The organism is Mesorhizobium sp. M0960, from assembly GCF_040319055.1.
Lineage (GTDB): Bacteria > Pseudomonadota > Alphaproteobacteria > Rhizobiales > Rhizobiaceae > Mesorhizobium.
In genome coordinates this window covers 72,012-86,109 of sequence record NZ_JAMYNN010000011.1, presented here as the reverse complement: position 1 = coordinate 86,109, position 14,098 = coordinate 72,012, and the positions used below count along the sequence as shown (strand labels likewise).

The 14,098-nt window shown below is 60.0% G+C and carries 12 protein-coding genes; 2 read left to right on the top strand and 10 right to left on the bottom strand.

The annotated features are described in order from the left end of the window. Positions 1 to 54 precede the first annotated feature (54 nt). From NKH63_RS20035 to NKH63_RS19995, 9 genes are all read right to left on the bottom strand, one after another. Positions 55 to 1,278 (bottom strand): 5'-methylthioadenosine/S-adenosylhomocysteine nucleosidase family protein, encoded by a 1,224-nt coding sequence (locus NKH63_RS20035; protein ID WP_352918500.1) that lies wholly within the window; start codon positions 1,276 to 1,278, stop codon positions 55 to 57. Beyond that, entirely contained in the window at positions 1,275 to 1,751 is a 477-nt protein-coding gene (locus tag NKH63_RS20030; protein WP_352918498.1) for a DNA-binding transcriptional response regulator, read from the bottom strand. Before NKH63_RS20030 ends, NKH63_RS20035 begins: the two co-directional genes overlap by 4 nt. Before the next feature lie 211 nt (positions 1,752 to 1,962). Then, a complete protein-coding gene (locus NKH63_RS20025; protein WP_352918496.1) occupies positions 1,963 to 4,788 on the bottom strand; it encodes a hypothetical protein in 2,826 nt (941 codons plus the stop codon). 383 nt (positions 4,789 to 5,171) lie between these two features. Then, positions 5,172 to 6,596 (bottom strand): NADP-dependent phosphogluconate dehydrogenase, encoded by a 1,425-nt coding sequence (gnd, locus tag NKH63_RS20020; protein WP_352918494.1) that lies wholly within the window; start codon positions 6,594 to 6,596, stop codon positions 5,172 to 5,174. A gap of 140 nt (positions 6,597 to 6,736) precedes the next feature. Continuing rightward, positions 6,737 to 8,374 (bottom strand): copper resistance CopC/CopD family protein, encoded by a 1,638-nt coding sequence (locus NKH63_RS20015; protein WP_502896346.1) that lies wholly within the window; start codon positions 8,372 to 8,374, stop codon positions 6,737 to 6,739. Between the two features lie 52 nt (positions 8,375 to 8,426). Further along, the gene (locus NKH63_RS20010) at positions 8,427 to 8,945 is read right to left on the bottom strand and encodes a YcnI family copper-binding membrane protein (protein ID WP_023721958.1); all 519 of its coding nucleotides are present in this window, start codon (positions 8,943 to 8,945) and stop codon (positions 8,427 to 8,429) included. A gap of 25 nt (positions 8,946 to 8,970) precedes the next feature. Continuing rightward, complete coding sequence (locus NKH63_RS20005) at positions 8,971 to 9,507, bottom strand: copper chaperone PCu(A)C (protein WP_352918491.1); 537 nt, start codon at positions 9,505 to 9,507, stop codon at positions 8,971 to 8,973. A 99-nt stretch (positions 9,508 to 9,606) separates the two neighbouring features. Continuing rightward, the gene (locus NKH63_RS20000) at positions 9,607 to 9,963 is read right to left on the bottom strand and encodes a DUF2946 family protein (RefSeq protein WP_352483618.1); all 357 of its coding nucleotides are present in this window, start codon (positions 9,961 to 9,963) and stop codon (positions 9,607 to 9,609) included. 119 nt (positions 9,964 to 10,082) lie between these two features. After that, positions 10,083 to 10,985 (bottom strand): GntR family transcriptional regulator, encoded by a 903-nt coding sequence (locus tag NKH63_RS19995; RefSeq protein WP_352918489.1) that lies wholly within the window; start codon positions 10,983 to 10,985, stop codon positions 10,083 to 10,085. Between the two features lie 256 nt (positions 10,986 to 11,241). Between NKH63_RS19995 and NKH63_RS19990 the strand changes: the two genes are divergently transcribed. Next, on the top strand, positions 11,242 to 12,747 hold the full coding sequence (locus NKH63_RS19990) for a UxaA family hydrolase (RefSeq protein WP_352918487.1): 1,506 nt from the start codon (positions 11,242 to 11,244) through the stop codon (positions 12,745 to 12,747). Positions 12,748 to 12,795: 48 nt separating this feature from the next. Here the strand turns inward: NKH63_RS19990 and NKH63_RS19985 are convergent, their stop codons facing one another. Continuing rightward, on the bottom strand, positions 12,796 to 13,029 hold the full coding sequence (locus tag NKH63_RS19985; RefSeq protein ID WP_352918485.1) for a hypothetical protein: 234 nt from the start codon (positions 13,027 to 13,029) through the stop codon (positions 12,796 to 12,798). A 50-nt stretch (positions 13,030 to 13,079) separates the two neighbouring features. On the opposite strand from NKH63_RS19985, the gene NKH63_RS19980 reads away from it, so the two are divergent. Continuing rightward, complete coding sequence (locus NKH63_RS19980) at positions 13,080 to 14,075, top strand: ABC transporter substrate-binding protein (protein ID WP_023721963.1); 996 nt, start codon at positions 13,080 to 13,082, stop codon at positions 14,073 to 14,075. Positions 14,076 to 14,098: the final 23 nt, after the last annotated feature.

Below are 14,098 nucleotides of genomic sequence, written 5' to 3'. Positions count from 1 at the left end.
TGGTAGAAATGACAAAAGTGGTTGACAGCTATTCACTCGAAGAAAAGGCGCAAATCACGAGAAATCCCACTCCCTCGTTACAATGTGATGCGCCAATTCGGCACTAGCGTAGCAACAAGCCTCATGTAGGCGGTCATCTTTATCTGGCTTGCAGTGATCAGCTACTGACTTGATACACATAAATTCCGCCCTAGCTGCTCTGGAGTATCTACTCGCATAGTAAAAGCCATAAGATTCCATATCGACGCCACCGATGTCTTCGTTGAGACCTCGGAGGGTTTCCAATACGTTGGCATCTGCTATCACAGCAGAGCCAGAGGCGAATGGCGTTAGCTTGATACTGGGGGAAGTAATCTCTTTTGCGCTCCGCCTGAATAGGCCCTCTTGCAACCCGTCTATCCTGCCAATCCCACCGTCGACGAGCCGACGAGCGATCCGATGGGTTGTGGAACCCCGAATAGTTATTGGCTCAGGTCTCGAATAGAGTTTTGCGGCAGAAGCATTGGGCTTCCACTTTCCAAAGTCCCAATCGATCGCCGTTTCAGCGACCAAGATATCTCCAAGTTGCACCTTGCCCTCTACGCCGCCGCAAAAGCCGACCATGATTGCGAGCTTCGGACGCAACTGGCAGATCAGACCCTCTGCTTCCGCGGCCGCCGACGCCTGACCGGCCCGTCCGATCGCAGCGCATGCTGCGCGACGAACTCTTCCTTCCCTATCGTTGAACACAAAGTCGAAGACGCCCGGCAACCCTCGCTGCTCCGACAATTCAAAAATCGACTGGAGCGGCCTAAGCTCCTTATCAAGTGCAGATAATATGAAAAGGTCATAATCGTGCTTTGTCAGCCAAGCCGATGAACGCGCACGCTGACTAAGCTGAACATACGATATCCTGTCGGCCAACTCGGTTTGCCAACCTCCTTCGTCGTCCTCACGGACAATCGACATGAGATGGGAGCCGATTTTAGTTGATACCCGCTTCAAGGCATCGGGATCCCTCGTAATCCCAACAATGTTCCCGGGCGCGAATATTCGGCTTGGCGTAAAAACCTCCTCCAAAAGTCCTTCTACGGCCTGATAACTTACCTCCCCTCGGCCGGACACATTTGCGATAGTCAGATCAATAATCATAAGATCGAAGTAATCTTCAGTCAATTTATCGCGCGCACCGACGGCATCTTCAACAATATCGATAGCTGCGGCAGCACTTACCCCAACAACAACATCCCGGATTTGAGACGCAATCTCGCTCCGATCATGAACAACAAGAATCTTCATGTATTCTCCCACGCCGATAGGACACTGATGAGTTCCTCCCGCCAATCATCCCGACCATACCTAATTACCCCTAGATGACAATTTCCGAGTAGTCCTCTAACTAAACTATCAACGTCCCGAATATACATAATATCATTGTCAAATCTATCCGGGTCCTGAAAACTGTCAAATCCAGTAACTATTACGACCGGAAGATTCATCTTAAGTAACGCTATCCGCTCAACGACATCAATACCCGCGAGCGTCGCATGGCCAGACCCTAAGTCCATTGATCCCGACGCGCTTATGTCCATGGATAAATCTAGTATCAAAAGGCCCCAAGCCTCGTTCATCACCAAATCTTCAGCATCATTCAGGTTTCTGGCTCTAACACACTCATCGGGTGAAATCGTTTCCGAAATCACCTTGGATAGATCGGCAAATTTTCCATCGACGTCCTCGGCAACGAGAACTCTTCTGATCGGTGAGCTCATGCGGAATCCAATGGGATTACTACGTGAAATGACCTCCGTCGTCTCTGCACTTTCGTTGCCAGGGGGCGTCGCATAATTGAGGCTGTCAGATACGCAATTTTTTTACATCCGGTGTTCCCTTCACCGAACAAACTGTCGTGCAGAGTTTGGTAGGGATGACCGGTTATTTCAGTTTGCTCGGGGTCACCCTTAGGACACCCGTTACTTGCAATCAGCACCGACTGGTTGTCTTTTTTGCCTGCCGAAACCGAATCCGAATTCGGTCACGGCCGCCGTGCTTTATCGCGTTTTGCACGATCTCACTCAGGAGATCGTACATCTGCCGAATATGCGCTGGCTGCAGAATTTTGCCGACGTATGCCGGCGGCAATGGGCCAAACACGATATTGGTGAGCTTTCCTGTCGTTAGAAAACGCGCCTGAACGGCGAGGTAGATCTCCCGCAACGTCAGAGTTTGATCTCTTGCGGCTTCAGGGATGCGAAACCACTCAATAAGCGACATCAGTCGTCGCTCCACAACTGCCGTCGCATTCGCCGCAATCTTGTCGACGTCCGCCTGGCGATCAGCGTTTTGTGCAACTAGTGCCTTGGTCTGGTGCAATTTAGCCTTCAGTCGGGCGGCTAGATCAGTGATCAGCGCCACTCGCGCCCTCTCAAGCTGGACGTCTAGCCGCGGCTTAACCCAATCCAAGACGAGACGCACAACTCCCTCAAGGGTCGTCGCTGACATTGACGCTGCCACAAGTTCCGCCATCTCCGCCCGCGTGGGCACAAAATCGAAGAGCGCTGCTTCCTTGCTCTTTCTTAGAGTGTGCATCCGCGCATCCAGCCACCCATTTATTTCTCGCGAGAGCGCTGCTGTAGCTGCATCCACGAACTGAGTTTTCGTGCTGCGACGAACTCCTATTATTGGTGCCGTCTGAACTTCTTGGATTGCGTTCACCAGCTCTCGTCGGAATGCGTCGTGGCGGATTCTTACCGACAAGATGGCTTCTATGCCACCAGTCGGGTGGCTAAGAAAAGTGTCAACAACTCCCGCAATCGTTAGTATTAGCGGCCATTCTCGATTGCGACCTTCGTACTCACCAATTGCACCGTTTGAAAATGGGTAGGTTGATACTCTCTTAGCGTTGGTGACAGCTGAACTATCTCCCACAGCTGACAGCATCGTAGAGTACGCGTCATACGTAGCCTGGTTACGCAGCACCGCGTCCGTTTGAAGCGTATCCCATGGCAGTTCGAACTGACGCGCTCCAAGGCTCATTCGTGACAGCGAGGCGGTCAGCGCGAGGGCCTCACGATTTAGATCATCCTCTGAAAGTACACCTTCTATAAAATTGAAGCGTTTTACGCCAGCTTCAAGAAGAGATAGCCTCGCTGTCAATGCGGCGGTGTAGTTGTCCGCCAAGCGAAGTTTGAGAATTGTTTCAGGGATGAGGATGGTTCTGACCATCGCCAGCCCATCTCGACCGAACTCTTTGGTGAACCACTCGAACAACTTCTCAGGCTCACCGCGAACCACTCGCGGCTCAAGCGCTAAACGGAGTGCCGTATACTCGTGTAGACGCTCCTCCAACAACCGGAGGAAGAGCACGTAGATGCCGCTCGGCTCCCCGCGAAATGGCATAATGCCGACCTGATCGACGACGTTGGTGAGCCAACGCCAATCCAGACCAGAAAGGTAGCGGGGCTCAAGCCATACTGGGAAGGTATGCCGTGCTTCTGCCGCCCACTCTTGCAACTTCCCTTGACGCTGCAAGTGTGCGATTGACCAGTTAGATACTGATATCCATAGCCGATCTGTCCGCTGCTTTCCGGCGCCGAAAGTCGCCTCTACGAAAGGCCTTACTGTGGACGCCCCAGGCGCTATTGAGTTTGACCAGGATTCGATCGCCGGCGGACCATGTGGCCCCATCATCAGAAGCGGTAGCAATCCATCGCACATTAGGCAGCCACGAAGTAACCAGAGCGCCTCAAGCTGGTAGGAGTCGCGCTCGAATAGGAACAAACTCCTCGCAAGCCAATTAACAAATGTGCCGGCCGACAGCATTGCGAAGCGGTAGCGATAGACACCAATGACGTCGTAGTCGGCAGCTACGGGGTAGAGGTTCCAGCGGAGGGAGCGGAATGCATCGAGTAGCGGATAGTCAGATTTGATGTCCGGCTCCGTCCGCCGTGCGTCGAGCAACTGGATGATCTCTTCCGATACTGCGCCACCTTCAAGGTGAAAAAGCTGCGGAGCAGTTTCAAGCACAGATAAACGTCCCCCCGAAAGCAACCTCAGCAACCTTGCGATCCTGTGCTCTGGGAAAGCTTCGGCTAGCTGATCAACAAGCTTCAGGATGTCTCCCCCAACGTCCATATTCCGCGCCAAAAGCGATTCTAGGTGCTGAGTGACATACTCCAGCGCGTCATAAGGATGGCCCATTAGGCCAACATAGCATCTGTAAGAAAGCGATGCGTCCAGGTCGTCTTGGGGAGAAAGCAAAAAGCGTATCAGTGCTCGCTCAGAACTGCTGTCCTCTCCAGTTGGCATTAGATGCTCTAACATTTGCGTGAGGGCGATCGGCGCTGGCTGGTTTATCGCGTAGAAAATAAGGGGATAGAGCAATCTGCCTTTCACCCAGTTCGAAGTTAGATTGGTGTTCAAGTAGCTTTTTATCACGTCATCCGAGTATGCATGTAACGAAGCGTAAAGCCGCATTGAGTAAGCAGACTGCTGGTCGATCGGAGTGAGACTTAGGAGCTTTTCTGCCACTTTAGTCGGCTCCCCGCTAATGATAAGCGCAGATGCTTGCCGGTCGAAGTCAATCCATTGCCTGACACGCTCTGCGTTCACCGTTGCGTATGCCACAACGAGTTGTAGCCAGTTAAGTTCTACACACTCGGATGCCCGCTTCCGCAGTTGCCAAAGCTGCTTGAGATGCGAAGAAGAAAATCGCAGAGCGACGCCATATTCTTTATTGTTTAGATGGAAGCACGACCTGATCAAAAATGGATTGATTTCACCTACCTTTTCATCAGCATGACGATTCACTAACGGACCAAACTCGAGTAAAATATCCGGAGTACTTTCGCCCCCACGAAAAACCGCTGCTACCTGCGACGGGAGCGATCGTCGTAGATACTGCTCGCGTGCTCCTCTCTTCCTAGATGCCACTGCCCACTGCCTCCGCCCTTCCGCTGCTCTTCAGCGCCCCAAGTCGTCACCCTAGCCGATTCTTCGCGCGGGCATATTAGTATTACATTTCAGCAGATATTATAAAGAATACTCAGACGGTTAAAGAACACTGCCTTAGGAGGATCGACGAGGGCTAGCAGGATGACCGTGATGCGCCGCGACTACGACCTTAACATTCCCACGCGCACGGCTGCTTTCAGGCATCGGCAAAAATAACTTCAACGGCCAACTTTGGAGCGCTAACCCGCCGCCCCGCTTTCCCACGGGCCATGGAAAGCACCCTGCCCATCGATGCGCTCGAAGCCGTGCGCGCCGAAGAAATCGCGCTGCGCCTGGATCAGGTTCGAAGTGCCGCGGCCCTGCCGGTAACTGTCGAAATAGGCAAGTGCCGATGACAGGGCCGGCACCGGCGAGCCGGCTTCGGCTGCCCTTGCCACGACACGGCGAAGCGACGGATGTGCCTCCTGCATCAATGAAACGAAAGCCGGCGCCATCAACAGGTTGGTGGCTGCGCCGCCGGCGCCGAAGGCCTCCGCCATTGTATCCAGCAATTGCGAGCGGATGATGCAGCCGGCCCGCCAGATCTTGGCGATGACCGGCATCGGCAGGTTCCAGTTGAATTCCTTCGACGCGCCGCTCATCACCGCGAAGCCTTGCGCGTAGGCGGCGATCTTGCCGGCAAACAGCGCCAGCTCGAGATCGCCGAGCAGCGCGTCCCTGTCTCCGGAAATCTTGCTCACGCCGCCGCCATAAACCTTTTCGGCGGCAAGCCGCTCGTCCTTGATCGACGACAGCACGCGGGCCGCCACCGCCGCTTCGATTGCGGTGGCCGGGATGCCGAGCTGCTGCGCCTCGATCACCGACCATTTGCCGGTGCCTTTCTGGCCGGCGCGGTCGAGAATGATGTCGACCACCGATTTGCCGGTCTTGGGGTCGTCGGCGGCCAGCACCTTGGCGGTGATCTCGATCAGGTACGAGTTGAGCCGGCCCGTGTTCCACTGGGAAAACACCTCAGCGATCTCTTTCGGCCCCATGCCTAGCCCGTCACGCAAGATGCCGTAGATCTCGGCGATCATCTGCATATCGGCATATTCGATGCCGTTGTGGATGGTCTTGACGAAATGGCCGGCCCCGTCAGTGCCAAGCCACGCCGCGCAAGGCTCGCCCTTGAACTTGGCCGAGATTGCGGTCAGCACTCTTTCAACGCGCCTCCAGGACTCTTCGGTGCCGCCGACCATGATCGAGGGACCGTGGCGTGCGCCCTCCTCGCCGCCGGACACGCCCATGCCGATGAAGGTCAGGCCCGAATCGGTAAGCTCCGAGAATCGCCGCATCGTATCGCGGAAATTGGCATTACCGGCGTCGATGACGATGTCGTTGGCCGACAGCACGCCGCGCAATGCCGTGATCTGCTCGTCGACCGGCTTGCCGGCCAGCACCATGATGATGATCGGCCGCGGCGGCCGGATCGCGGCGGCCAGTTCCTCGAGGCTATAGCAGGGCACCACCCTATCCCTGAGCGCGCCGGCATTTTCGACAAAGGCATCGGTGCGCGCCGCGGTGCGGTTGAAGACGGCGATGCGGTGCCCCTTCTCGGCGATATTGAGCGCCAGGTTGGAGCCCATCGTGCCAAGGCCGATCAGGCCGATTTCGGCTTTTTCCATCGTTTCTTCCCTGCTTTCGGATCTTGTTGGTTTGAGCCCGCGATTGGGTTGGATGCCCATTCTTGATGACGATGATTGACGGGCCTTCACGGCCGCGTCAACCGTCTCGCCGAATTGTGTTGCGCAGACCAGCGCCGTCTTCATGGCCGGATATCGATCGGCGCTTCGATCTTCACCATCTCGAAATCGGAAACCAGGATATCGAGCCGCGCCGTCCACCGGCCGGCGACCGGAATGACGAGATCGTCGACGCGCCAGGTACCGTCGCCAAGCCTTGTTGCCGGCCGCTTGATGGGTTCGATGCCGGAATCGGGCTTTGACAGCACCAGGGTCACCTGCTTGGCGTCGAGCGGGCCGAAATCGCCGGTCATGATGAAAATCGAAGCGGCAACAGGCCCGGCGTGGCCGGGCGCAATGCTGAGGTCGGCCATCGCTTGCTGCGTGTGGATATGCACCGACGCGGGCTGTGCCGCGGCGATCGCCAGCGCGCGCGGCGGCGGCGTGAAGCGCCAGCCGGCGGCAACGCCGAAGATCGCGACCACGATCAGCACCTCGATGCCGATCGAGCGGGCCAGTCGCCTCTGGACTTCCGTCTTTCCCGCCTCGGCGGGGACCGTAAGCTTGAAGCGGTTGACGGCAGCGAGCGTGAACAGAAAGACAAGCAGCACCAGCTTGAGCAGCAGCAGCCGGCCATAAGCGGTGTGGACCAGCGCCGACGGCGTTTGCACCTGGATGACGGCGAGCACGATGCCGGCTGCCGCAAGCACGGCCACGACGAACAGGATCGCTCGCGAAAACCGACGCAGCAATGGCCCGGCTTTGGCCGGCTGCCGTTTCAAGGCAAGACCAAGCGGCGCCAGCGCGCCGGCCCAGACGGCGATACCAGTGGCGTGCAGAAACACCATCGGCCGGGTCAGCCATTGCGGCTCGGCGGCGCTGGCATGCCCGCTGGCGGCAAGTGCTGCGCCGACGCCAACCAGTCCGGCCAAGGCGAGCGGCTTTGCGTCGGCGGGCGGCACGACCAGCGATAATAGGCTGAGGCCGAGCGCCATCAGCGCGATCAGCACCGTCCAGCCGAAGCTGGTGCCGAGCCCTGTCTGCCAGATGACCGGCTGCGCCAGCCGGGCAAGCGGCGCGCCAAGCGCATCCAGCCCCTGCATGCCGAGCGACAGGGGTGCGGCGGCCAGCCCGCACAGGATTGCCGCGACGATCAGGCGCTGGCCGGATCGACCGCCTTGCGCCAGCCAGGCCAGCGCAAAGGCACCGCCGACGCCGAAAAACAGGCCGATATATAGAAAAACCTTGCCGATCCAGATCGCCGTTCGAAGCCCCCGGTCGACGGCTTCGGAGGCGGCCGGCGCAGCACTCGGTGCGCCGACCGAGAACAGCACCGAGCCGCCGACCGGATGGCCGTCGGCGGAGATTACCCGCCAGCTCAGCACATGCGTGCCGGATGTCAGCGCCTGCGGATTGTCGATCTCGACGGTCTGGCCGCTGAGCCGGAAGGAGCTCAGCGGGACCGCCGTGCCGTCGGGCCGCACCAGCGTCAGCACCAGCGGCGAAACCGGCTCGCTGAAGGTCAGCGACATCTGCGGCGGGCTCTGCGCCAGCACCGCACCGTCAGCCGGCTCGGCCTTGATCAGCGCCGCATGGGCGAAGGCCGGATCAGGCATGGCAATTACGGCGAGCAGCACGATGGCGGCGAGCAGGCCAGCCACAAGCCGGCCAGAATGGTTGCCGGCCATGCAAGCTCGCCGCAGGAAGGATGCCGCGCTCATCTCACCGCCAAGAGCAGCGGCGCGCTCATCCGCCAAAGCGCGCCGCTGGAGCTCACTTCTTCGGCAGCAGCTTGAGGCCGGGCGCCGGAAATTCCAGCGCGTCCTCAGCCTGCCCGACCGCCGGAATTTCAATCCAGCGATCGGCGACGCCGTCACATTCCTGCACCACCGGGAAATGCAGCGTCTGGCCTGCCGGCAGGTCGGACGCCAGTGTCGTGCGAAAGACGAATTCGTCGTAGAATTCGTCCGGCAGGCTGCCGGCGCTCCAGTCGACCTCCTTGACGCCGCTGGTCACTGCCTGGCCGTAGAGCTGGTAGGACTTCTCGTATTTGCCGTTCTTGACCTGCAGCGTCCAGCCCGGCTTCGGCATCGGTTTGACCGAGAGCACCCCTTCCGGGATCTGCACGCGCAAGGCGGTCGTTGCCTTGCCCTCGCAGCCATGCGGCACCCGAAGAACCGCCTTGTAGGTCGAGCCGACCGCCGCCTCCGGCGTTTCGAGCGTGATGTGGGCGAAGGCCGCGCTGGTCCCGAGAACAAGAAGCACGCAGCCGGGCAAAAGAGATTTCTTCATGATGGTACCTCTCGAAGCGGCCAAGTCAGTCGTCGTCCTGGGGTGCCGCACTGCCGATGCCTTGCACGGCGAATTCAATCTGCACGGGCCCGGCTTTCTCGAAGGTCAGCGTGGCGGAGAACATTTCGCCCTCCTTGGGCCGCCGCTTCAAATCCATGAACATCAAATGATAGCCCTTAGGCGCCAGCGCGACCTTGCCGCCGGCCGGGATTTCGAGGCCGCCGGTGACCGGCCGCATGGTCATGACGCCATTGCTGACGCCCATCTCGTGCAGTTCGGCCTTGGCCGAAATGTCGGAGGTGATCGACAGCAGGCGATCCGGCGCACTGCCGGTGTTGGTGATGGTGAAGTAGCCGCCGGCTACCTTGGCGCCGGCTGGCGTGGCGCGCGACCAGGGGTGCCCGATCTCGAGACCGCCAAGCTTGAACTCATGTGCCAACACCGTCTGGGCGTTGGCGAACAGGAGGGCAAGAACGCAAAGGGCGACGCCGAGACGCTGCTCGAAACTACCCAGTGAGAAGCGCCTGCGGCTGGATGCGGCAGCGCGAAAAGAGTGAGACATGATTGCTCCGTGGATTTTAAGAGATCGCGCCGATGCCGGTCGCGAACGATGTCGATAAACGCGCCGGCCAAGGGTGTGCGCGGCGCAAACCAGAACGGATCAGGCCGTCGCCGGTGGTGCGCGCGGATTGGACGGAGTGCGGGCGCGGGCGAAATCGCGATGCCGGAAGGCCGGCAGGAAAAAGGCGATAGTTTCGACGGAAGGGCTGCGAGACAGGCTCCCGGTGGCATCGGGCGGCGCGTAGACCGCCGAAACGAGGTTGCAGCCAAGCATGCAGCAAGCCGGCATGTGCTGCTGATGCGGATCCCCTGCCGGGAGTTGCGCCGCACCGTCATGGGTGCAGATCGTGTTGCCGAAAGCATCGAATTGCGAGGCGTTCGGCTCGATGCCGGAAGCAAACGCGCCGAACATCGACTGGAGCACGAAAAGCCAGGCCGCGGCGAACGCGACCGGCATGCTCCATCGTCTCCGGCGTATGGTCAAGAACCAGCCTCTTCACGCAGCAACGTCAGCTCTCTAGCACGGAGCCGGCGGCCGGAAAATCGCCAAAACGTTGCTGCGGCAACGCAACACAATCACGCGCGCAGCGGCTGCCTGCCCTCCGGGATCGACGTCAGCAGCGTGTGGCGGGCCGATTTCAGGTGCTTGCGGCAGGCGGCGTCGACCTTGACGAGATCGCGCGATTTGAGCGCGGCGATATAGGCGAGATGCTCCTGGACCGCAACTTCGTTGCGCTCGCGCTCCTGCGCCTTGTTCCACTGGTAGTGGTAGTGGAAGATCATGGCGATGACGTCGTAGAAATCGACGATGAAGCGGTTGTGCGACGCCCGGTGGATCAGCCGGTGAAAGCGCTCGTCGAGCTCGGAGAACGCGTTGAAGCGCACGGCGATCTCGCGAGCCAGCAGGCGATGCTCGTCTTCCAGGCTGTCGAGGTCGGCCCAGACCGGGCTGTCCTCGGGCAGAGCGGCAAAGGCGGCGGCCGAGCGCAGTTCGAACATCTCGCGGATTTCGGTCAGCTCCACCGCGAAGGCGCGGGTAAAGCCTTTCAGCACCCAATGACTGTTGCGGCGCTTCTCGATCAGGCCGAAGCGCGAGAAGCGGATCAGGAATTCGCGCACGCTGGTGGTGCCGACGCCGATCTCGCGCGCCAGTTCGAGTTCGTTGATCTGCATGCCGGCCTCGGCGCCACCGGCAAGCAGCCGCCGCATGAAGGAGCGTTCGATGATCTCGGCCAGCGTGTCGGTCTCTTCCTCGGGAAAAAAATCGTCCGGCCGCGGCTCGCGCAGAACCGTCTTGCTGCGCTTGTTCCAATCGATCAGCCCGGTCTCTTCCATGCGGGCAAGGATGGTGCGGACGGTCGTGCGGCTGACGCCGAGCAGCGTGCCCAGCTCCGGCTCCGAAGGCAGGCTCCTGGTTTCGTCGAGCAGCCTAAGACCGCGATTATAGGCGTCCTTGTATACGTTGTTGCTCTTCGACATCCCCTGCCCCGTGGCGCGCCGGCGTTTGCGGCCGGCGTGAAGCTTTTCTCGCGCATGAAATCGGAATCGCTTCGGAAAACATCATGCGCAACGCTAGTTTTGGTTGTAGAGCCTACGTCGCGCATCCAAAAGACGCGTCGCGCTCTGGCGAAAAAACAATTGACGCAAAAATGTTTTTTCACGATAAAAGACATTATATGTTAAGAGCCGCGTGTCAATCCGCTCGCGCACCCAGGAACATACCCAGGAAGCTCCCGTGAACGCCGCAAACAGCATTCTTCTGTCTCCCGCCGACAATGTCGCGGTCGCCAATGGCCGCATCGAGATCGGCACCGTACTGCCGGGCGGCGCCGCCGCCGCCGCGCTGATCGAGCCGGGCCACAAGGTGGCGATCAAGCCGATTGCCGCCGGCGAAGCCGTGGTCAAATACGCCCAGGCAATCGGCCGTGCCACGCAGGATATCGCGCCCGGCGAGCATGTCCATTCGCACAATCTGGTCTTCGAAAGCGGGCGTTTGCCGGTGGTGCCGCCGAGCGAGGCCGTGCACGCGACCGAGGCCGACCGCGCCCGCACCTTCATGGGCTACCGCCGCGCCGACGGCCGCGCCGGCACGCGCAATTTCGTCGGCATTCTCGCCAGCGTCAATTGCTCGGCCACCGTCTGCCACGCCATCGCTGACGCGGCGAACCGCACGCTTCTGCCGCAATATCCCGGCATCGACGGCTTCGTCCCGATCGTCCACGGCCAGGGCTGCGGCATGAGCGCCACCGGCGACGGCATGATGGTGCTGCACCGTACGCTGGCCGGCTACGCCCGTCATCCGAATTTCGGCGGCGTGCTGATGGTCGGGCTCGGCTGCGAGGTCAACCAGCTCACCCTCTATGGCCAGAAGGGCGTTGCCGCGGGAAAACGTCATTTCAACATCCAGGAAGCCGGCGGCTCGCGCAAATCGGTCGAGAAGGCGCTGGTCGTGCTGGCCGAGATCGCCGAAGAGGTCGGCAAGCTTCAGCGTGAGCCGATCCCGGTCAGCGAGATCGTCGTCGGCCTGCAATGCGGCGGCTCCGACGGCATGTCCGGCATCACTGCCAACCCGGCGCTGGGTGCGGCCGTCGACATTTTGGCCGGCGTCGGCGGCGTCGGCATCCTCTCCGAAACGACGGAGATCTACGGCGCCGAGCACCTGCTTGCCTATCGCGCCGCAACTCCCGAGATCGCCGCCAAGCTCGACGGCTACGTGAAATGGTGGGAAGACCATGTCGCCAAGCATGGCGCATCCATCGACAACAATCCCTCGCCGGGCAACAAGCGCGGCGGCCTGACCACCATCCTGGAAAAGTCGCTCGGCGCGGTCGCCAAGGGCGGCCAGACGCCGCTCAACGGCGTCTTCGGCTATGCCGAAAAGGTCACCGGGCACGGGCTGGTGTTCATGGACACGCCCGGCTACGACCCGGTCTCGGCCACCGGTCAGGTGGCGGGTGGCGCCAACGTCATCGTCTTCACCACCGGCCGCGGCTCCTGCTTCGGCTGCCGGCCGACGCCGTCGATCAAGGTCGCCAGCAACTCGACCATGTACCACACCATGGAAGAGGACATGGACGTGAATTGCGGCGTCATCGCCTCGGGCGAAAAGACCATTGCCGGCATGGGCCGCGAGATCTTCGAACTGATCGTCGAGACAGCTTCGGGCCGCAAGACCAAGAGCGAGGAATTCGGCTACGGCGACAACGAGTTCGTGCCGTGGCACCTCGGTGCGACGCTCTAAGCCGGACCGCTCGCGACAGTCGCGAACACCTGACGTGATCGCCAGGTGTCACAGTTCGTACATTCCCGAAAAAAGAATGAACATTCCATATTGACTGAGCGATGGAATTAATATTCCATGCGACATATTGGAGGAGATTGGCAGCGGAGTTCCGACAGAAAGAACCCTTCCGCCCAGCCATTCGAAGCAGGCATCAAACAGCGCTTGCGCCGACTGAGTTGATGCACTATCAAAATGCGATAAATGTTTTTTATTGATAAAGTTCCGTTTGGGCCGCGCCATCCGAATGGAGCTTCCATAACATTCACCGGGCGACTTAGGGAGGACTCCTAATGAAATTCGTGACCAGCATTCTCAATCGCCGCGCCTTCGTGGCACTCACAGCCGCCTCGATGCTTGCCGGCGTGATGCATTCGGCCCCGGCATCCGCGGCCGACGTGACCATTCCGATCATCGTCAAGGACACCACGTCCTTCTACTGGCAGATCGTCCTGGCCGGCGCCCGCAAGGCCGGCAAGGACCTGGGCGTCAACGTGCCGGAGCTCGGCGCCCAGGCCGAGACCGACGTCAACGGCCAGATCTCGATCCTCGAAAATGCCGTCGCCGGCAACCCGGCGGCCGTCGTCATCGCGCCGACCGAAGCCAAGGCGCTCGGCAAGCCGATTGATGAGGCCGCCACCAAGGTCAAGATCATCGGTATCGACTCCGGCGCCGACTCCAAGGCCTTCACCTCGTTCCTGACCACCGACAACATTCAGGGCGGCCGCGTCGCCGCTGACGGCCTTGCCGCAGCCATCGGCGAAGCCAATGGCGGCAAGGTCGAGGGCGACGTCGCCCTGATCACCGCGCTTCCGGGCGCCGGCTCGCTCGAACAGCGCGCCCAGGGCTTCAAAGAACAGCTCGCCGCCAAATATCCCGGCCTCAAGCTGGTCGCCGACAAATACGCCGACGGCCAGGCCACCACCGGCCTCAACATCGCCACCGACCTGATCACCGCCAACCCCAACCTCAAGGGCATCTTCGCCTCCAACCTGATCATGGCGCAGGGCGTCGGTCAGGCGATCGCCGAGAACAGCCTCGCAGGCAAGGTCGGGCTGGTCGGCTTCGACAGCGACGAGAAGCTGATCAAGTTCCTTAATGACGGCGTCATTTCGGCGCTCGTCGTCCAGGATCCGTACCGGATGGGCTATGACGGCATCAAGACGGCGCTTGCCGCCTCGAAGGGCGAGAAGGTCGAAGCCAATGTCGACACCGGCGCCAACCTGGTCACCAAGGCCAACATGAAGGATCCGAAGATCGACGCGCTGCTCAACCCGAAGCTCGACTGAGCATCGCCACTGTGAACTGTTTC

Excerpts from the sequence above, each read along its gene's own strand:
- NKH63_RS20035 (WP_352918500.1), bottom strand. The coding sequence starts at position 1,278 with ATGAAGATTCTTGTTGTTCATGATCGGAGCGAGATTGCGTCTCAAATC.
- NKH63_RS20030 (WP_352918498.1), bottom strand. The coding sequence starts at position 1,751 with ATGAGCTCACCGATCAGAAGAGTTCTCGTTGCCGAGGACGTCGATGGA.
- gnd (WP_352918494.1), bottom strand. The coding sequence starts at position 6,596 with ATGGAAAAAGCCGAAATCGGCCTGATCGGCCTTGGCACGATGGGCTCC.
- NKH63_RS20015 (WP_502896346.1), bottom strand. The coding sequence starts at position 8,374 with ATGAGCGCGGCATCCTTCCTGCGGCGAGCTTGCATGGCCGGCAACCAT.
- NKH63_RS20010 (WP_023721958.1), bottom strand. The coding sequence starts at position 8,945 with ATGAAGAAATCTCTTTTGCCCGGCTGCGTGCTTCTTGTTCTCGGGACC.
- NKH63_RS20005 (WP_352918491.1), bottom strand. The coding sequence starts at position 9,507 with ATGTCTCACTCTTTTCGCGCTGCCGCATCCAGCCGCAGGCGCTTCTCA.
- NKH63_RS20000 (WP_352483618.1), bottom strand. The coding sequence starts at position 9,963 with ATGCCGGTCGCGTTCGCCGCGGCCTGGCTTTTCGTGCTCCAGTCGATG.
- NKH63_RS19995 (WP_352918489.1), bottom strand. The coding sequence starts at position 10,985 with ATGTCGAAGAGCAACAACGTATACAAGGACGCCTATAATCGCGGTCTT.
- NKH63_RS19985 (WP_352918485.1), bottom strand. The coding sequence starts at position 13,029 with ATGGCGCGGCCCAAACGGAACTTTATCAATAAAAAACATTTATCGCAT.
- NKH63_RS19980 (WP_023721963.1), top strand. The coding sequence starts at position 13,080 with ATGAAATTCGTGACCAGCATTCTCAATCGCCGCGCCTTCGTGGCACTC.